The following is a 19951-nucleotide window of genomic DNA, read 5'->3' on the forward strand; positions in this document are numbered from 1 at the left end:
ATGCTTGACTCTGTAGCGGGAAAGCGTATTATGCACACCCCGCGCCGCTGAGAAAAAGCGAAGCGGCACTGCTCTTTAACAATTTATCAGACAATCTGTGTGGGCACTCGAAGATACGGATTCTTAACGTCGCAAGACGCTAAATGAATACCAAGTCTCAAGAGTGAACACGTAATTCATTACGAAGTTTAATTCTTTGAGCATCAAACTTTTAAATTGAAGAGTTTGATCATGGCTCAGATTGAACGCTGGCGGCAGGCCTAACACATGCAAGTCGAACGGTAACAGAAAGAAGCTTGCTTCTTTGCTGACGAGTGGCGGACGGGTGAGTAATGTCTGGGAAACTGCCCGATGGAGGGGGATAACTACTGGAAACGGTAGCTAATACCGCATAACGTCGCAAGACCAAAGAGGGGGACCTTCGGGCCTCTTGCCATCGGATGTGCCCAGATGGGATTAGCTAGTAGGCGGGGTAACGGCCCACCTAGGCGACGATCTCTAGCTGGTCTGAGAGGATGACCAGCCACACTGGAACTGAGACACGGTCCAGACTCCTACGGGAGGCAGCAGTGGGGAATATTGCACAATGGGCGCAAGCCTGATGCAGCCATGCCGCGTGTATGAAGAAGGCCTTCGGGTTGTAAAGTACTTTCAGCTGGGAGGAAGGGAGTAAAGTTAATACCTTTGCTCATTGACGTTACCCGCAGAAGAAGCACCGGCTAACTCCGTGCCAGCAGCCGCGGTAATACGGAGGGTGCAAGCGTTAATCGGAATTACTGGGCGTAAAGCGCACGCAGGCGGTTTGTTAAGTCAGATGTGAAATCCCCGGGCTCAACCTGGGAACTGCATCTGATACTGGCAAGCTTGAGTCTCGTAGAGGGGGGTAGAATTCCAGGTGTAGCGGTGAAATGCGTAGAGATCTGGAGGAATACCGGTGGCGAAGGCGGCCCCCTGGACGAAGACTGACGCTCAGGTGCGAAAGCGTGGGGAGCAAACAGGATTAGATACCCTGGTAGTCCACGCCGTAAACGATGTCGACTTGGAGGTTGTGCCCTTGAGGCGTGGCTTCCGGAGCTAACGCGTTAAGTCGACCGCCTGGGGAGTACGGCCGCAAGGTTAAAACTCAAATGAATTGACGGGGGCCCGCACAAGCGGTGGAGCATGTGGTTTAATTCGATGCAACGCGAAGAACCTTACCTGGTCTTGACATCCACAGAACATTCCAGAGATGGGATGGTGCCTTCGGGAACTGTGAGACAGGTGCTGCATGGCTGTCGTCAGCTCGTGTTGTGAAATGTTGGGTTAAGTCCCGCAACGAGCGCAACCCTTATCCTTTGTTGCCAGCGGTCCGGCCGGGAACTCAAAGGAGACTGCCAGTGATAAACTGGAGGAAGGTGGGGATGACGTCAAGTCATCATGGCCCTTACGACCAGGGCTACACACGTGCTACAATGGCGCATACAAAGAGAAGCGACCTCGCGAGAGCAAGCGGACCTCATAAAGTGCGTCGTAGTCCGGATTGGAGTCTGCAACTCGACTCCATGAAGTCGGAATCGCTAGTAATCGTGGATCAGAATGCCACGGTGAATACGTTCCCGGGCCTTGTACACACCGCCCGTCACACCATGGGAGTGGGTTGCAAAAGAAGTAGGTAGCTTAACCTTCGGGAGGGCGCTTACCACTTTGTGATTCATGACTGGGGTGAAGTCGTAACAAGGTAACCGTAGGGGAACCTGCGGTTGGATCACCTCCTTACCTTAAAGAAGCGTTCTTTGAAGTGCTCACACAGATTGTCTGATAGAAAGTGAAAAGCAAGGCGTCTTGCGAAGCAGACTGATACGTCCCCTTCGTCTAGAGGCCCAGGACACCGCCCTTTCACGGCGGTAACAGGGGTTCGAATCCCCTAGGGGACGCCACTTGCTGGTTTGTGAGTGAAAGTCGCCGGCCACTGTATCTCAAAACTCACTTACGAGTGATGTTTGAGATATTTGCTCTTTAAAAATCTGGATCAAGCTGAAAATTGAAACACTGAATAGTCGAAAGATTATTCGTGAGTCTCTCAAATTTTCGCAACACGATGATGGTTCGAAAGAAACATCTTCGGGTTGTGAGGTTAAGCGACTAAGCGTACACGGTGGATGCCCTGGCAGTCAGAGGCGATGAAGGACGTGCTAATCTGCGATAAGCGTCGGTAAGGTGATATGAACCGTTATAACCGGCGATTTCCGAATGGGGAAACCCAGTGTGATTCGTCACACTATCATTAACTGAATCCATAGGTTAATGAGGCGAACCGGGGGAACTGAAACATCTAAGTACCCCGAGGAAAAGAAATCAACCGAGATTCCCCCAGTAGCGGCGAGCGAACGGGGAGGAGCCCAGAGCCTGAATCAGTGTGTGTGTTAGTGGAAGCGTCTGGAAAGGCGTGCGATACAGGGTGACAGCCCCGTACACAAAAATGCACATGCTGTGAGCTCGATGAGTAGGGCGGGACACGTGGTATCCTGTCTGAATATGGGGGGACCATCCTCCAAGGCTAAATACTCCTGACTGACCGATAGTGAACCAGTACCGTGAGGGAAAGGCGAAAAGAACCCCGGCGAGGGGAGTGAAAAAGAACCTGAAACCGTGTACGTACAAGCAGTGGGAGCCTCTTTAATGGGGTGACTGCGTACCTTTTGTATAATGGGTCAGCGACTTATATTCTGTAGCAAGGTTAACCGAATAGGGGAGCCGAAGGGAAACCGAGTCTTAACTGGGCGTTAAGTTGCAGGGTATAGACCCGAAACCCGGTGATCTAGCCATGGGCAGGTTGAAGGTTGGGTAACACTAACTGGAGGACCGAACCGACTAATGTTGAAAAATTAGCGGATGACTTGTGGCTGGGGGTGAAAGGCCAATCAAACCGGGAGATAGCTGGTTCTCCCCGAAAGCTATTTAGGTAGCGCCTCGTGAATTCATCTCCGGGGGTAGAGCACTGTTTCGGCAAGGGGGTCATCCCGACTTACCAACCCGATGCAAACTGCGAATACCGGAGAATGTTATCACGGGAGACACACGGCGGGTGCTAACGTCCGTCGTGAAGAGGGAAACAACCCAGACCGCCAGCTAAGGTCCCAAAGTCATGGTTAAGTGGGAAACGATGTGGGAAGGCCCAGACAGCCAGGATGTTGGCTTAGAAGCAGCCATCATTTAAAGAAAGCGTAATAGCTCACTGGTCGAGTCGGCCTGCGCGGAAGATGTAACGGGGCTAAACCATGCACCGAAGCTGCGGCAGCGACACTATGTGTTGTTGGGTAGGGGAGCGTTCTGTAAGCCGTTGAAGGTGTGCTGTGAGGCATGCTGGAGGTATCAGAAGTGCGAATGCTGACATAAGTAACGATAAAGCGGGTGAAAAGCCCGCTCGCCGGAAGACCAAGGGTTCCTGTCCAACGTTAATCGGGGCAGGGTGAGTCGACCCCTAAGGCGAGGCCGAAAGGCGTAGTCGATGGGAAACAGGTTAATATTCCTGTACTTGGTGTTACTGCGAAGGGGGGACGGAGAAGGCTATGTTGGCCGGGCGACGGTTGTCCCGGTTTAAGCGTGTAGGCTGATTTTCCAGGCAAATCCGGAGAATCAAGGCTGAGGCGTGATGACGAGGCACTACGGTGCTGAAGCAACAAATGCCCTGCTTCCAGGAAAAGCCTCTAAGCATCAGGTAACATCAAATCGTACCCCAAACCGACACAGGTGGTCAGGTAGAGAATACCAAGGCGCTTGAGAGAACTCGGGTGAAGGAACTAGGCAAAATGGTGCCGTAACTTCGGGAGAAGGCACGCTGATATGTAGGTGAAGCGACTTGCTCGTGGAGCTGAAATCAGTCGAAGATACCAGCTGGCTGCAACTGTTTATTAAAAACACAGCACTGTGCAAACACGAAAGTGGACGTATACGGTGTGACGCCTGCCCGGTGCCGGAAGGTTAATTGATGGGGTCAGCCGCAAGGCGAAGCTCTTGATCGAAGCCCCGGTAAACGGCGGCCGTAACTATAACGGTCCTAAGGTAGCGAAATTCCTTGTCGGGTAAGTTCCGACCTGCACGAATGGCGTAATGATGGCCAGGCTGTCTCCACCCGAGACTCAGTGAAATTGAACTCGCTGTGAAGATGCAGTGTACCCGCGGCAAGACGGAAAGACCCCGTGAACCTTTACTATAGCTTGACACTGAACATTGAGCCTTGATGTGTAGGATAGGTGGGAGGCTTTGAAGTGTGGACGCCAGTCTGCATGGAGCCGACCTTGAAATACCACCCTTTAATGTTTGATGTTCTAACGTTGACCCGTGATCCGGGTTGCGGACAGTGTCTGGTGGGTAGTTTGACTGGGGCGGTCTCCTCCTAAAGAGTAACGGAGGAGCACGAAGGTTGGCTAATCCTGGTCGGACATCAGGAGGTTAGTGCAATGGCATAAGCCAGCTTGACTGCGAGCGTGACGGCGCGAGCAGGTGCGAAAGCAGGTCATAGTGATCCGGTGGTTCTGAATGGAAGGGCCATCGCTCAACGGATAAAAGGTACTCCGGGGATAACAGGCTGATACCGCCCAAGAGTTCATATCGACGGCGGTGTTTGGCACCTCGATGTCGGCTCATCACATCCTGGGGCTGAAGTAGGTCCCAAGGGTATGGCTGTTCGCCATTTAAAGTGGTACGCGAGCTGGGTTTAGAACGTCGTGAGACAGTTCGGTCCCTATCTGCCGTGGGCGCTGGAGAACTGAGGGGGGCTGCTCCTAGTACGAGAGGACCGGAGTGGACGCATCACTGGTGTTCGGGTTGTCATGCCAATGGCACTGCCCGGTAGCTAAATGCGGAAGAGATAAGTGCTGAAAGCATCTAAGCACGAAACTTGCCCCGAGATGAGTTCTCCCTGAGACTTTAAGTCTCCTGAAGGAACGTTGAAGACGACGACGTTGATAGGCCGGGTGTGTAAGCGCAGCGATGCGTTGAGCTAACCGGTACTAATGAACCGTGAGGCTTAACCTTACAACGCCGAAGATGTTTTGGCGGATGAGAGAAGATTTTCAGCCTGATACAGATTAGATTAGCCGGCGAAAGCGGGTTAATAAACAGAATTTGCCTGGCGGAGATAGCGCGGTGGTCCCACCTGACCCCATGCCGAACTCAGAAGTGAAACGCCGTAGCGCCGATGGTAGTGTGGGGTCTCCCCATGCGAGAGTAGGGAACTGCCAGGCATCAAATAAAGCGAAAGGCCATCCGTAAGGATGGCCTTTTTGCGCTGGTGAAAACTCTTCCTGTCGTTATATCTACAAGCCATCCCCCCGCAGATACGGTAAACTAGCCACGTTTTTGCATCAGGAAAGCAGCTATGAACCACTCCTTAAAACCCTGGAACACCTTCGGCATTGATCGCAATGCGAAGCACATTGTATGCGTGGAAGACGAAAAACAACTACTCAATGCCTGGCAGCATGCAACCGCAGAAGGACAGCCAGTTCTTATTCTGGGTGAAGGAAGTAACGTACTTTTCCTGGAAGATTACTGCGGAACGGTGATTATCAACCGGATCAAAGGTATTGAAATTAACGATACGCCTGATGCTTGGTATTTACATGTTGGGGCGGGAGAAAACTGGCATCATCTGGTGAAATACACTTTGCAGCAAGGTATGCCCGGGCTGGAAAATCTGGCATTAATTCCGGGCTGTGTCGGCTCATCGCCTATCCAGAATATTGGTGCTTATGGCGTAGAATTACAGCGAGTTTGCTATTATGTTGACTGCGTTGAACTGACGACAGGCAAGCAAGTGCGCTTAACAGCTAAAGAGTGTCGTTTTGGTTATCGTGACAGTATTTTTAAGCATGAATATCAGGATCGCTTCGCCATTGTAGCCGTAGGTCTGCGCCTGCCAAAAGAGTGGCAACCTGTACTGACCTATGGTGACTTAACTCGTCTGGAGCCTTCAACGGTGACACCACAGCAAGTATTTGATGCGGTGTGTCATATGAGAACTACAAAACTTCCCGATCCAAAAGTGAACGGTAATGCCGGTAGTTTCTTCAAAAATCCTGTTGTTTCAGTCGAAATGGCTAAAGCGTTACTGGCACAATTTCCAACGGCACCTAATTACCTCCAGGCGGATGGTTCAGTAAAACTGGCTGCTGGCTGGCTCATCGATCAGTGTCAGCTAAAAGGGGCACAGATTGGCGGGGCTGCGGTACATCGTCAACAGGCGCTAGTTCTTATTAATGAAGGCAATGCGAAAAGTGAAGACGTCGTACAACTGGCACATCACGTAAGGCAGAAAGTCGGTGAAAGATTTAACGTCTGGCTTGACCCCGAAGTCCGCTTTATTGGTGCATCAGGTGAAGTGAGCGCAGTGGAGACAATTTCATGAAGGATAATACTGTTCCACTGAAATTGATCGCCCTGTTAGCGAACGGCGAATTTCACTCCGGCGAGCAACTGGGTGAAACGTTGGGAATGAGTCGGGCGGCTATTAATAAACACATTCAGACACTGCGTGACTGGGGTGTTGATGTATTTACCGTTCCGGGCAAAGGATACAGCCTGCCTGAACCAATCCAGTTACTTAATGCCGAACAGATATTGAGTCACCTGGATGGTGGTAATGTTGCTGTGTTACCGGTGATTGATTCTACGAACCAGTACCTCCTTGACCGTATAGGAGAGCTTAAATCGGGCGATGCCTGTGTCGCAGAATATCAGCAAGCGGGTCGTGGTCGCCGTGGGCGGAAATGGTTTTCTCCTTTTGGCGCAAACTTATATTTATCAATGTTCTGGCGTCTGGAGCAAGGCCCTGCTGCGGCGATTGGTTTAAGCCTGGTTATCGGTATCGTGATGGCGGAAGTACTACGCACGCTGGGAGCTGATAAAGTTCGTGTTAAATGGCCAAACGACCTCTATCTGCAGGATCGCAAGCTGGCGGGTATTCTCGTTGAACTGACGGGCAAAACCGGCGATGCGGCACAAATTGTCATCGGTGCCGGGATCAACATGGCCATGCGTCGAGTCGAAGAGAGTGTCGTTAATCAGGGATGGATCACCTTGCAAGAAGCGGGGATCAATCTGGATCGTAATACTCTGGCAGCCACGCTTATACGTGAATTACGGGCGGCGCTGGAACTCTTCGAGCAAGAAGGACTTACTCCTTATTTGGCTCGTTGGGAAAAACTGGATAATTTTATTAATCGCCCAGTGAAACTTATCATTGGTGATAAAGAAATATTTGGGATTTCGCGCGGGATAGATAACCAAGGCGCATTATTGCTTGAACAGGATGGGATAATTAAACCCTGGATGGGCGGTGAAATATCGCTACGAAGCGCAGATAAATAAAAAAGGGAGCAATAGCTCTAATGCCGATCAGTTAAGGATCAGTTGACCGATCCAGTGGCTGTGTAAGAATCCGGAAACGCTCACTCGTTTCCGGATTTTTTTATGCACATTGGACAGGCCCTTGATCTGGTATCCCGTTACGATTCTCTGCGTAACCCACTGACTTCTCTGGGGGATTACCTCGACCCCGAACTCATCTCTCGTTGCCTTGCCGAATCAGGTACTGTAACGCTACGCAAGCGCCGTCTTCCCCTCGAAATGATGGTCTGGTGTATTGTTGGCATGGCGCTTGAGCGTAAAGAACCTCTTCACCAGATTGTGAATCGCCTGGACATCATGCTACCGGGCAATCGCCCCTTCGTTGCCCCCAGTGCCGTTATTCAGGCCCGCCAGCGCCTGGGAAGTGAGGCTGTCCGCCGCGTGTTCACGAAAACAGCGCAGCTCTGGCATAACACCACGCCGCATCCGCACTGGTGCGGCCTGACCCTGCTGGCCATCGATGGTGTGTTCTGGCGCACACCGGATACACCAGAGAACGATGCAGCCTTCCCCCGCCAGACACATGCCGGGAACCCGGCGCTCTACCCGCAGGTCAAAATGGTCTGCCAGATGGAACTGACCAGCCATCTGCTGACGGCTGCAGCCTTCGGCACGATGAAGAACAGCGAAAATGAGCTTGCTGAGCAACTTATAGAACAAACCGGCGATAACACCCTGACGTTAATGGATAAAGGTTATTACTCACTGGGACTGTTAAATGCCTGGAGCCAGGCGGGAGAACACCGCCACTGGATGATCCCTCTCAGAAAGGGAGCGCAATATGAAGAGATCAGAAAACTGGGTAAAGGCGATCATCTGGTGAAGCTGAAAACCAGCCCGCAGGCACGAAAAAAGTGGCCGGGGCTGGGAAATGAGGTGACAGCCCGCCTGCTGACCGTGACGCGCAAAGGAAAAGTCTGCCATCTGCTGACGTCGATGACGGACGCCATGCGCTTCCCCGGAGGAGAAATGGCGGATCTGTACAGTCATCGCTGGGAAATCGAACTGGGATACAGGGAGATAAAACAGACGATGCAACTGAGCAGGCTGACGCTGAGAAGTAAAAAGCCGGAGCTTGTGGAGCAAGAGCTGTGGGGTGTCTTACTGGCTTATAATCTGGTGAGATATCAGATGATTAAAATGGCAGAACATCTGAAAGGTTACTGGCCGAATCAACTGAGTTTCTCAGAATCATGCGGAATGGTGATGAGAATGCTGATGACATTGCAGGGCGCTTCACCGGGACGTATACCGGAGCTGATGCGCGATCTTGCAAGTATGGGACAACTTGTGAAATTACCGACAAGAAGGGAAAGAGCCTTCCCGAGAGTGGTAAAGGAGAGGCCCTGGAAATACCCCACAGCCCCGAAAAAGAGCCAGTCAGTTGCTTAACTGACTGGCATTAAGCAATAGCTCCCCCTTTAAATTATTTGCGTAGTCTGACTTCTTCTACCGCATGATTAGCACTTTTGGTCAGGATCAGGCTGGCACGTTCGCGAGTAGGAAGAATATTTTGCTTTAAGTTCAGCCAGTTGATTTCCTTCCAAAGCGTCAAGGCAGTATTGATCGCTTCTTCTTTTGTTAATTTAGCGTAGTTATGGAAATAGGAATCCGGATCTGTAAAAGCGCCTTCACGGAATTTCAGGAAGCGGTTGATATACCATGTCTGCAGTAAGTCTTCAGGAGCATCAACATATATCGAAAAATCGACAAAATCAGAAACAAAAACATGATGCGGATCGTGTGGGTAATCCATACCGCTCTGTAAGACATTTAATCCTTCAAGAATTAAAATATCAGGCTGCACGACAGTTTTATCGCCATCCGGGATCACATCATAAATAAGATGCGAGTAAACCGGTGCTGTAACGTTTGGCACTCCCGATTTTAGATCGGAAACAAACTTCACCAGACGATGCATATCGTACGACTCCGGGAAGCCTTTCTTCTTCATCAGACCACGTTCTTTAAGCACTTTGTTGGGATGAAGAAAACCATCGGTGGTGATCAGTTCAACACGACGGTGTTCCGGCCAACGGCTTAATAGAGCCTGTAATACACGGGCGGTCGTACTTTTCCCCACCGCAACGCTACCCGCGATGCTGATAATGTAAGGAATGCGTTGTCCGTTAGTACCAAGAAATTGTTCCAGAACTGCCTGACGGCGCAAGTTTGAGCTTATATAGAAGTTCAGCAAACGCGATAAAGGCAAATAGATCTCGGCAACTTCTTCTAACGAGAGATCCTCATTTATACCTTTGAGACGGGCGATCTCATCTTCCGATAACGTCATAGGTACGGAATCACGCAGAGCTGCCCACTGGTTGCGGTCAAACTGTAGGTAAGGCGTCATTAACGTTTGCTCTTTTATACTCATAAGCATGTTTCTGGCGATCATAGCTCTATCGGCAAAGCGATATTTGCTATGGCGCGTCACAGTTCTGTTGAATGGGTTAATGGGCAGGAGGGTAACACCAGATTGGGAGGAATAATAAGAAAAAATCTCTTTCGACAAGCTATCGTTGAAAAGCAATGTGACAGATATTCCATCTACTAAAAAGAATTGTGTTTTAGCTTGAGTGCATTGTTAAACAGAATGATGCTGAAAAAGTATGCTAATCTGTCCCCAGTTTGACTGTTTCTTCATCGAGTTGTGTAAAATGTGACCGATAAAACAAATTATGCAATTTTTTAGTTGCATGAGCGCGCATGTCTCCATAGAATGCGCGCTACTTGATGCCGACTTAGCTCAGTAGGTAGAGCAACTGACTTGTAATCAGTAGGTCACCAGTTCGATTCCGGTAGTCGGCACCATCAAGTCCGGTGGGGTTCCCGAGCGGCCAAAGGGAGCAGACTGTAAATCTGCCGTCACAGACTTCGAAGGTTCGAATCCTTCCCCCACCACCAATTTCGGCCACGCGATGCGTAGCCCGAGACGATAAGTTCGCTTACCGGCTCGAATAAAGAGAGCTTCTCTCGATATTCAGTGCAGAATGAAAATCAGGTAGCCGAGTTCTAGGATGCGGGCATCGTATAATGGCTATTACCTCAGCCTTCCAAGCTGATGATGCGGGTTCGATTCCCGCTGCCCGCTCCAAGATGTGCTGATATAGCTCAGTTGGTAGAGCGCACCCTTGGTAAGGGTGAGGTCGGCAGTTCGAATCTGCCTATCAGCACCACTTCTTTTCTCCTCCCTGTTTTTTCCTTCTGTTTATTGCATTCAACAAGTCGGGCATGTTGCCTGGTTGATGTGGTGATATCACCGATTTATCCGTGTCTTAGAGGGACAATCGATGTCTAAAGAAAAGTTTGAACGTACAAAACCGCACGTTAACGTCGGTACTATCGGCCACGTTGACCATGGTAAAACAACGCTGACCGCTGCAATCACTACCGTACTGGCTAAAACCTACGGCGGTGCTGCTCGCGCATTCGATCAGATCGATAACGCGCCGGAAGAAAAAGCTCGTGGTATCACCATCAACACTTCTCACGTTGAATACGACACCCCGACCCGTCACTACGCACACGTAGACTGCCCGGGGCACGCCGACTATGTTAAAAACATGATCACTGGTGCTGCTCAGATGGATGGCGCGATCCTGGTTGTTGCTGCGACTGACGGCCCGATGCCGCAAACCCGTGAGCACATCCTGCTGGGTCGTCAGGTAGGCGTTCCGTACATCATCGTGTTCCTGAACAAATGCGACATGGTTGATGACGAAGAGCTGCTGGAACTGGTTGAAATGGAAGTTCGTGAACTTCTGTCTCAGTACGACTTCCCGGGCGACGACACTCCGATCGTTCGTGGTTCTGCACTGAAAGCGCTGGAAGGCGATGCAGAGTGGGAAGCGAAAATCCTGGAACTGGCTGGCTTCCTGGATTCTTACATTCCGGAACCAGAGCGTGCGATTGACAAGCCGTTCCTGCTGCCGATCGAAGACGTATTCTCCATCTCCGGTCGTGGTACTGTTGTTACCGGTCGTGTGGAACGCGGTATCATCAAAGTTGGCGAAGAAGTTGAAATCGTTGGTATCAAAGAGACTCAGAAGTCTACCTGTACTGGCGTTGAAATGTTCCGCAAACTGCTGGACGAAGGCCGTGCTGGTGAGAACGTAGGTGTTCTGCTGCGTGGTATCAAACGTGAAGAAATCGAACGTGGTCAGGTACTGGCTAAGCCGGGCACCATCAAGCCGCACACCAAGTTCGAATCTGAAGTGTACATTCTGTCCAAAGATGAAGGCGGCCGTCATACTCCGTTCTTCAAAGGCTACCGTCCGCAGTTCTACTTCCGTACTACTGACGTGACTGGTACTATCGAACTGCCGGAAGGCGTAGAGATGGTAATGCCGGGCGACAACATCAAAATGGTTGTTACCCTGATCCACCCGATCGCGATGGACGACGGTCTGCGTTTCGCAATCCGTGAAGGCGGCCGTACCGTTGGCGCGGGCGTTGTAGCTAAAGTTCTGAGCTAATTGCCGATAACATTTGACGCAATGCGCAATAAAAGGGCATCATTTGATGCCCTTTTTGCACGCTTTCGTACCAGAACCTGGCTCATCAGTGATTTTCTTTGTCATAATCATTGCTGAGACAGGCTCTGTTGAGGGCGTATAATCCGAAAAGCGAATACGCGTTTCGATTTGGTTTGCCTCGCGATCGCGGGGTGAAAATGTTTGTAGAATACTTCTGACAGGTTGGTTTATGAGTGCGAATACCGAAGCTCAAGGAAGCGGGCGCGGCCTGGAAGCGATGAAGTGGGTCGTTGTGGTGGCATTGCTCCTGGTGGCAATTGTCGGCAATTACCTTTATCGCGACATTATGCTGCCGCTGCGTGCGCTGGCCGTAGTAATTCTGATTGCTGCAGCGGGTGGTGTCGCGCTGTTAACGACAAAAGGTAAAGCAACCGTTGCTTTTGCCCGTGAAGCGCGTACCGAAGTCCGTAAGGTCATTTGGCCGACTCGCCAGGAAACATTGCACACCACGCTGATTGTGGCTGCGGTTACCGCAGTAATGTCACTGATCCTGTGGGGACTGGATGGTATTCTGGTTCGCCTGGTATCCTTTATCACTGGCCTGAGGTTCTGAGATGTCTGAAGCTCCTAAAAAGCGCTGGTACGTCGTTCAGGCGTTTTCCGGTTTTGAAGGCCGCGTAGCAACATCGCTGCGTGAGCATATCAAATTACACAACATGGAAGAGTTGTTTGGCGAAGTCATGGTCCCGACTGAAGAAGTCGTTGAGATCCGTGGCGGTCAGCGTCGCAAAAGCGAACGCAAATTCTTCCCTGGCTACGTCCTCGTTCAGATGGTGATGAACGATGCGAGCTGGCATCTGGTGCGCAGCGTACCGCGTGTGATGGGCTTCATCGGCGGTACTTCCGATCGTCCGGCGCCAATCAGCGATAAAGAAGTCGATGCGATTATGAACCGCCTGCAGCAGGTTGGTGATAAGCCGCGTCCGAAAACGCTGTTTGAACCAGGTGAAATGGTTCGTGTTAATGATGGTCCGTTCGCTGACTTCAACGGTGTCGTTGAAGAGGTTGATTACGAGAAGTCTCGTCTGAAAGTCTCTGTTTCTATCTTTGGTCGTGCGACCCCGGTAGAACTGGACTTCAGCCAGGTTGAAAAAGCCTAACACAGCGATCAAAAAAGCGGCGATTAAATCGTTGCACAAGGCGCGAGATTGGAATACAATTTCGCGCCTTTTGTTTTTATGGGCCTTGCCCGTAAAACGATTTTTTATATCACGGGGAGCCTCTCTGAGGCGCTATTACCCAACTTGAGGAATTTATAATGGCTAAGAAAGTACAAGCCTATGTCAAGCTGCAGGTTGCGGCTGGTATGGCTAACCCGAGTCCGCCAGTAGGTCCGGCTCTGGGTCAGCAGGGCGTAAACATCATGGAATTCTGCAAAGCGTTCAACGCAAAAACTGATTCCATCGAAAAAGGTCTGCCGATTCCGGTAGTTATCACCGTTTACGCTGACCGTTCTTTCACTTTCGTTACCAAGACTCCGCCGGCAGCAGTTCTGCTGAAAAAAGCGGCTGGTATCAAGTCTGGTTCCGGTAAGCCGAACAAAGACAAAGTGGGTAAAATTTCCCGCGCTCAGTTGCAGGAAATCGCGCAGACCAAAGCTGCCGACATGACCGGTGCCGACATTGAAGCGATGACTCGCTCCATCGAAGGTACTGCACGTTCCATGGGCCTGGTAGTGGAGGACTAAGAAATGGCTAAACTGACCAAGCGCATGCGTGTTATCCGCGAGAAAGTTGATGCGACCAAACAGTACGACATCAACGAAGCTATCGCTCTGCTGAAAGAGCTGGCGACTGCTAAATTCGTAGAAAGCGTGGACGTTGCTGTTAACCTCGGCATCGACGCTCGTAAATCTGACCAGAACGTACGTGGCGCAACTGTACTGCCGCACGGTACTGGCCGTTCCGTTCGCGTAGCCGTATTTACCCAGGGCGCAAATGCTGAAGCTGCTAAAGCTGCAGGCGCTGAGCTGGTAGGTATGGAAGATCTGGCTGATCAGATCAAGAAAGGCGAAATGAACTTTGACGTTGTTATTGCTTCTCCGGATGCAATGCGCGTTGTTGGCCAACTGGGCCAGGTTCTGGGTCCGCGCGGCCTGATGCCAAACCCGAAAGTGGGTACTGTAACGCCGAACGTAGCTGAAGCGGTTAAAAACGCTAAAGCTGGCCAGATCCGTTACCGTAACGACAAAAACGGCATCATCCACACTACCATCGGTAAAGTGGACTTTGACGCTGACAAACTGAAAGAAAACCTGGAAGCTCTGCTGGTTGCGCTGAAAAAAGCAAAACCTACTCAGGCGAAAGGCGTGTACATCAAGAAAGTTAGCATCTCCACCACCATGGGTGCAGGTGTTGCAGTTGACCAGGCTGGCCTGAGCGCTTCTGCAAACTAATGCCTTTACGTGGGCGGTGATTTTGTCTACAATCTTACCCCCACGTACGTTAACGAAAGTTAGCGGCTAAAAAGATTTGTTCGTTGGAGCCTGGCCTAATCCAGGCCTCCGTCGAAGACCGCAGGTGTTTCGTAAGAGACTTAATACCCTGCGTAGACGGTGACAGAACGCTAAGATTATTCTTTTATATTCTGGCTTGTTTCTGCTCACCGTAATTAAGACGCTCTCTCCGTTTGGAGGAGTGAAGTGAGTTCCAGAGATTTTCTCTGGCAAACATCCAGGAGCAAAGCTAATGGCTTTAAATCTTCAAGACAAACAAGCGATTGTTGCTGAAGTCAGCGAAGTAGCCAAAGGCGCGCTGTCTGCAGTAGTTGCGGATTCCCGTGGCGTAACTGTAGATAAAATGACTGAACTGCGTAAAGCAGGTCGCGAAGCTGGCGTATACATGCGTGTTGTTCGTAACACCCTGCTGCGTCGTGCTGTTGAAGGTACTCCGTTCGAGTGCCTGAAAGATGCGTTTGTTGGTCCGACCCTTATTGCATACTCTATGGAACATCCGGGCGCTGCTGCTCGTCTGTTCAAAGAGTTCGCGAAAGCGAATGCAAAATTTGAGGTCAAAGCCGCTGCCTTTGAAGGTGAGCTGATCCCGGCGTCTCAGATCGACCGCCTGGCAACTCTGCCGACCTACGAAGAAGCAATTGCACGCCTGATGGCAACCATGAAAGAAGCTTCGGCTGGCAAACTGGTTCGTACTCTGGCTGCTGTACGCGATGCGAAAGAAGCTGCTTAATCGCAGTTATCTGTTTAACGCATTCGCTTACGTATAAACTTATTCTGATATTCAGGAACAATTTAAATGTCTATCACTAAAGATCAAATCATTGAAGCAGTTGCAGCTATGTCTGTAATGGACGTTGTAGAACTGATCTCTGCAATGGAAGAAAAATTCGGTGTTTCCGCTGCTGCTGCTGTAGCTGTAGCTGCTGGCCCGGTTGAAGCTGCTGAAGAAAAAACTGAATTCGACGTAATTCTGAAAGCTGCTGGCGCTAACAAAGTTGCTGTTATCAAAGCAGTACGTGGCGCAACTGGCCTGGGTCTGAAAGAAGCTAAAGACTTGGTAGAATCTGCTCCGGCTGCTCTGAAAGAAGGCGTGAGCAAAGATGACGCTGAAGCACTGAAAAAAGCTCTGGAAGAAGCTGGCGCTGAAGTTGAAGTTAAATAAGCCAACCCTTCCGGTTGCAGCCTGAGGAATCAGGCTGATGGCTGGTGACTTTTTAGTCACCAGCCTTTTTGCGCTGTAAGGCGCCAGTAGCGTTTCACACTGTTTGACTACTGCTGTGCCTTTCAATGCTTGTTTCTATCGACGACTTAATATACTGCGACAGAGCGTCCGCTCTGTGTAAATCGCAATGAAATGGTTTAAGCGTGATAGCAACAGGCATTGCGGAAAGTATCCATTTTCCGGTCAACAAAATAGTGTTGCACAAACTGTCCGCTCAATGGACAGATGGGTCGACTTGTCAGCGAGCTGAGGAACCCTATGGTTTACTCCTATACCGAGAAAAAACGTATTCGTAAGGATTTTGGTAAACGTCCACAAGTTCTGGATGTGCCTTATCTCCTTTCTATCCAGCTTGACTCGTTTCAGAAATTTATCGAGCAAGATCCTGAAGGGCAGTATGGTCTGGAAGCTGCTTTCCGTTCCGTGTTCCCGATTCAGAGCTACAGCGGTAATTCCGAGCTGCAATACGTCAGCTACCGCCTTGGCGAACCAGTGTTTGACGTCCAGGAATGTCAAATCCGTGGCGTGACCTATTCCGCACCGCTGCGCGTTAAACTGCGTCTGGTGATCTATGAGCGCGAAGCGCCGGAAGGCACCGTAAAAGACATTAAAGAACAAGAAGTCTACATGGGCGAAATTCCGCTCATGACTGACAACGGTACTTTTGTTATCAATGGTACTGAGCGTGTTATCGTTTCCCAGTTGCACCGTAGTCCGGGCGTCTTCTTCGACTCCGACAAAGGTAAAACCCACTCTTCGGGTAAAGTACTGTATAACGCGCGTATTATTCCTTACCGTGGTTCCTGGCTGGACTTCGAATTCGATCCGAAGGACAACCTGTTCGTACGTATCGACCGTCGCCGTAAACTGCCTGCGACCATCATTCTGCGTGCCCTGAATTACACCACTGAACAGATCCTCGACCTGTTCTTCGAAAAAGTTATTTTCGAAATCCGTGATAACAAGCTGCAGATGGAACTGGTGCCGGAACGCCTGCGTGGTGAAACCGCATCTTTTGACATCGAAGCTAACGGTAAAGTGTACGTAGAAAAAGGCCGCCGTATTACTGCGCGCCACATTCGCCAACTGGAAAAAGACGACGTAAAACTGATCGAAGTCCCGGTTGAGTACATCGCAGGTAAAGTAGTTGCTAAAGACTATATTGATGAGTCTACCGGCGAGCTGATCTGCGCAGCGAACATGGAGCTGAGCTTGGATCTGCTGGCTAAGCTGAGCCAGTCTGGTCACAAGCGTATCGAAACGCTGTTCACCAACGATCTGGATCACGGCCCGTATATCTCTGAAACCTTACGTGTCGACCCAACTAATGACCGTCTGAGCGCACTGGTAGAAATCTACCGTATGATGCGTCCTGGCGAGCCGCCGACTCGTGAAGCCGCTGAAAGCCTGTTTGAGAACCTGTTCTTCTCCGAAGACCGCTATGACCTGTCTGCGGTTGGTCGTATGAAGTTCAACCGTTCTCTGCTGCGTGAAGAAATTGAAGGTTCTGGTATCCTGAGCAAAGACGACATCATTGATGTTATGAAAAAGCTCATTGATATCCGTAACGGTAAAGGCGAAGTCGATGATATCGACCACCTCGGCAACCGTCGTATCCGTTCTGTTGGCGAAATGGCTGAAAACCAGTTCCGCGTTGGCCTGGTACGTGTAGAGCGTGCGGTGAAAGAGCGTCTGTCTCTGGGCGATCTGGATACCCTGATGCCTCAGGACATGATCAACGCCAAGCCGATTTCTGCAGCAGTGAAAGAGTTCTTTGGTTCCAGTCAGTTGTCTCAGTTTATGGACCAGAACAACCCACTGTCTGAGATTACGCACAAACGTCGTATCTCCGCACTCGGCCCAGGCGGTCTGACCCGTGAACGCGCAGGCTTCGAGGTTCGAGACGTACACCCGACTCACTACGGTCGCGTATGTCCAATCGAAACCCCTGAAGGTCCGAACATCGGTCTGATCAACTCCCTGTCCGTGTACGCACAGACTAACGAATACGGCTTCCTTGAGACTCCGTATCGTAAAGTAACCGACGGTGTTGTAACTGACGAAATTCACTACCTGTCTGCTATCGAAGAAGGCAACTACGTTATCGCCCAGGCGAACTCCAACCTGGATGAAGAAGGCCACTTCGTAGAAGATCTGGTAACCTGCCGTAGCAAAGGCGAATCCAGCTTGTTCAGCCGCGACCAGGTTGACTACATGGACGTATCCACCCAGCAGGTGGTATCCGTCGGTGCGTCCCTGATCCCGTTCCTTGAACACGATGACGCCAACCGTGCATTGATGGGTGCGAACATGCAACGTCAGGCCGTTCCGACTCTGCGTGCTGATAAGCCGCTGGTTGGTACTGGTATGGAACGTGCTGTTGCCGTTGACTCCGGTGTAACTGCGGTTGCTAAACGTGGTGGTGTCGTTCAGTACGTGGATGCTTCTCGTATCGTTATCAAAGTTAACGAAGACGAGATGTACCCGGGCGAAGCAGGTATCGATATCTACAACCTGACCAAGTACACCCGTTCTAACCAGAACACCTGTATCAACCAGATGCCATGTGTTTCTCTGGGTGAGCCGGTAGAACGTGGCGACGTGCTGGCAGACGGTCCGTCCACCGACCTCGGTGAACTGGCGCTCGGTCAGAACATGCGCGTGGCGTTCATGCCGTGGAACGGCTACAACTTCGAAGACTCCATCCTCGTATCCGAGCGTGTTGTTCAGGAAGACCGTTTCACCACCATCCACATCCAGGAGCTGGCGTGTGTGTCTCGTGACACCAAGCTGGGGCCAGAAGAGATCACCGCTGATATCCCGAACGTGGGTGAAGCTGCGCTCTCCAAACTGGATGAATCCGGTATCGTTTACATTGGTGCGGAAGTGACCGGTGGCGACATTCTGGTTGGTAAGGTAACGCCGAAAGGTGAAACCCAACTGACCCCAGAAGAGAAACTGTTGCGTGCGATCTTCGGTGAGAAAGCGTCTGACGTTAAAGACTCTTCTCTACGTGTACCAAACGGTGTATCCGGTACGGTTATCGACGTTCAGGTCTTTACTCGCGATGGCGTAGAAAAAGACAAACGTGCGCTGGAAATCGAAGAAATGCAGCTCAAACAGGCGAAGAAAGACCTGTCTGAAGAACTGCAGATCCTCGAAGCGGGTCTGTTCAGCCGTATCCGAGCTGTGCTGGTAGCCGGTGGTGTTGAAGCTGAGAAGCTCGACAAACTGCCGCGCGATCGCTGGCTGGAACTGGGCCTGACCGACGAAGAGAAACAAAATCAGCTAGAACAACTGGCTGAGCAGTATGACGAACTGAAACACGAGTTCGAGAAGAAACTCGAAGCGAAACGCCGCAAAATCACCCAGGGTGACGATCTGGCACCGGGCGTGCTGAAGATTGTTAAGGTATATCTGGCCGTTAAACGCCGTATCCAGCCTGGTGACAAGATGGCAGGTCGTCACGGTAACAAGGGTGTAATTTCTAAGATCAACCCGATCGAAGATATGCCTTACGATGAAAACGGTACGCCGGTAGACATCGTACTGAACCCGCTAGGCGTACCGTCTCGTATGAACATCGGTCAGATTCTGGAAACCCACCTGGGTATGGCTGCTAAAGGTATCGGTGACAAGATCAATGCCATGCTGAAACAGCAGCAGGAAGTCGCGAAACTGCGCGAGTTCATCCAGCGTGCCTACGATCTGGGCGCTGACGTTCGTCAGAAAGTTGACCTGAGTACCTTCAGCGATGAAGAAGTGATGCGCCTGGCTGAAAACCTGCGCAAAGGTATGCCGATCGCAACGCCGGTATTCGACGGTGCGAAAGAAGCGGAAATTAAAGAGCTTCTGAAACTTGGCGACCTGCCGACTTCTGGTCAGATCACCCTGTACGACGGCCGCACTGGTGAACAGTTCGAACGCCCGGTAACCGTAGGTTACATGTACATGCTGAAACTGAACCACCTGGTCGACGACAAGATGCACGCGCGTTCTACCGGTTCTTACAGCCTGGTTACTCAGCAGCCGCTGGGTGGTAAGGCACAGTTCGGTGGTCAGCGTTTCGGGGAGATGGAAGTGTGGGCGCTGGAAGCATACGGCGCGGCATACACCCTGCAGGAAATGCTCACCGTTAAGTCTGATGACGTGAACGGTCGTACCAAGATGTATAAGAACATCGTGGACGGCAACCATCAGATGGAACCGGGCATGCCAGAATCCTTCAACGTATTGTTGAAAGAGATTCGTTCGCTGGGTATCAACATCGAACTGGAAGACGAGTAATTCTCGCTCAAACAGGTCACTGCTGTCGGGGTAAAACCCGGCAGCGGATTGTGCTAACTC

Annotated in this window: 12 protein-coding genes, 5 tRNA genes and 3 rRNA genes; 19 read left to right on the forward strand and 1 reads right to left on the reverse strand. The window is 50.9% G+C overall.

The window, feature by feature from the left end; genetic code table 11:
• Positions 1 to 213 precede the first annotated feature (213 nt).
• The 7 genes from C1192_RS18100 (at position 214) to C1192_RS18130 (ending at position 8781) form a co-directional block, all read left to right on the forward strand.
• Positions 214 to 1755, forward strand: a 16S ribosomal RNA gene (locus C1192_RS18100).
• An 85-nt stretch (positions 1756 to 1840) separates the two neighbouring features.
• Positions 1841 to 1916, forward strand: a tRNA-Glu gene (locus C1192_RS18105).
• 195 nt (positions 1917 to 2111) lie between these two features.
• Positions 2112 to 5016: ribosomal RNA gene (locus tag C1192_RS18110) — 23S ribosomal RNA — on the forward strand.
• A 93-nt stretch (positions 5017 to 5109) separates the two neighbouring features.
• A 5S ribosomal RNA gene (gene rrf, locus C1192_RS18115) occupies positions 5110 to 5225 on the forward strand.
• The 16S, 23S and 5S rRNA genes sit together here with 1 tRNA gene alongside, the layout of an rRNA operon.
• A gap of 134 nt (positions 5226 to 5359) precedes the next feature.
• Positions 5360 to 6388 carry a UDP-N-acetylmuramate dehydrogenase gene (gene murB, locus C1192_RS18120; RefSeq protein ID WP_038354867.1) on the forward strand — a complete coding sequence of 343 codons (1029 nt, stop codon included), beginning with the start codon at positions 5360 to 5362 and terminating at the stop codon, positions 6386 to 6388.
• On the forward strand, positions 6385 to 7350 hold the full coding sequence (gene birA, locus C1192_RS18125; protein WP_000654622.1) for a bifunctional biotin--[acetyl-CoA-carboxylase] ligase/biotin operon repressor BirA: 966 nt from the start codon (positions 6385 to 6387) through the stop codon (positions 7348 to 7350). The genes murB and birA overlap by 4 nt, the downstream gene beginning before the upstream one ends.
• 102 nt (positions 7351 to 7452) lie before the next feature.
• Positions 7453 to 8781 carry an IS4-like element IS4 family transposase gene (locus tag C1192_RS18130; RefSeq protein WP_103194765.1) on the forward strand — a complete coding sequence of 443 codons (1329 nt, stop codon included), beginning with the start codon at positions 7453 to 7455 and terminating at the stop codon, positions 8779 to 8781.
• A gap of 34 nt (positions 8782 to 8815) precedes the next feature.
• Here the strand turns inward: C1192_RS18130 and coaA are convergent, their stop codons facing one another.
• Entirely contained in the window at positions 8816 to 9766 is a 951-nt protein-coding gene (gene coaA, locus C1192_RS18135; RefSeq protein ID WP_000023077.1) for a type I pantothenate kinase, read from the reverse strand.
• A gap of 361 nt (positions 9767 to 10127) precedes the next feature.
• Here coaA and C1192_RS18150 point away from each other — a divergent pair.
• From C1192_RS18150 to rpoB, 12 genes are all read left to right on the forward strand, one after another.
• A tRNA-Thr gene (locus tag C1192_RS18150) sits at positions 10128 to 10203 on the forward strand.
• Between the two features lie 8 nt (positions 10204 to 10211).
• Positions 10212 to 10296 (forward strand) — tRNA-Tyr (locus C1192_RS18155).
• 115 nt (positions 10297 to 10411) lie between these two features.
• Positions 10412 to 10486 (forward strand) — tRNA-Gly (locus C1192_RS18160).
• Between the two features lie 6 nt (positions 10487 to 10492).
• Positions 10493 to 10568, forward strand: a tRNA-Thr gene (locus tag C1192_RS18165).
• A 114-nt stretch (positions 10569 to 10682) separates the two neighbouring features.
• Positions 10683 to 11867: an elongation factor Tu gene (gene tuf / locus C1192_RS18170; protein ID WP_000031784.1), complete on the forward strand. Its 1185-nt coding sequence runs from the start codon at positions 10683 to 10685 to the stop codon at positions 11865 to 11867.
• Positions 11868 to 12096: 229 nt separating this feature from the next.
• Positions 12097 to 12480: a preprotein translocase subunit SecE gene (secE, locus tag C1192_RS18175; RefSeq protein WP_001275702.1), complete on the forward strand. Its 384-nt coding sequence runs from the start codon at positions 12097 to 12099 to the stop codon at positions 12478 to 12480.
• 1 nt (position 12481) lies between these two features.
• Positions 12482 to 13027, forward strand: a complete 546-nt coding sequence (nusG, locus tag C1192_RS18180) for a transcription termination/antitermination protein NusG (RefSeq protein WP_001287521.1) — start codon at positions 12482 to 12484, stop codon at positions 13025 to 13027.
• 158 nt (positions 13028 to 13185) lie between these two features.
• Positions 13186 to 13614, forward strand: coding sequence for a 50S ribosomal protein L11 (rplK, locus tag C1192_RS18185; protein ID WP_001085926.1), 429 nt, complete (start codon positions 13186 to 13188; stop codon positions 13612 to 13614).
• A 3-nt stretch (positions 13615 to 13617) separates the two neighbouring features.
• A complete protein-coding gene (gene rplA, locus C1192_RS18190; protein ID WP_001096679.1) occupies positions 13618 to 14322 on the forward strand; it encodes a 50S ribosomal protein L1 in 705 nt (234 codons plus the stop codon).
• 292 nt (positions 14323 to 14614) lie between these two features.
• Positions 14615 to 15112: a 50S ribosomal protein L10 gene (rplJ, locus tag C1192_RS18200; protein ID WP_001207201.1), complete on the forward strand. Its 498-nt coding sequence runs from the start codon at positions 14615 to 14617 to the stop codon at positions 15110 to 15112.
• Positions 15113 to 15178: 66 nt separating this feature from the next.
• Positions 15179 to 15544, forward strand: a complete 366-nt coding sequence (gene rplL, locus C1192_RS18205) for a 50S ribosomal protein L7/L12 (protein ID WP_000028878.1) — start codon at positions 15179 to 15181, stop codon at positions 15542 to 15544.
• A gap of 318 nt (positions 15545 to 15862) precedes the next feature.
• Positions 15863 to 19891: a DNA-directed RNA polymerase subunit beta gene (gene rpoB, locus C1192_RS18210; protein ID WP_001314338.1), complete on the forward strand. Its 4029-nt coding sequence runs from the start codon at positions 15863 to 15865 to the stop codon at positions 19889 to 19891.
• Positions 19892 to 19951: the final 60 nt, after the last annotated feature.

Origin of the sequence: Escherichia marmotae (assembly GCF_002900365.1) — a bacterium.
GTDB classification, from domain to species: Bacteria; Pseudomonadota; Gammaproteobacteria; order Enterobacterales; family Enterobacteriaceae; genus Escherichia; species Escherichia marmotae.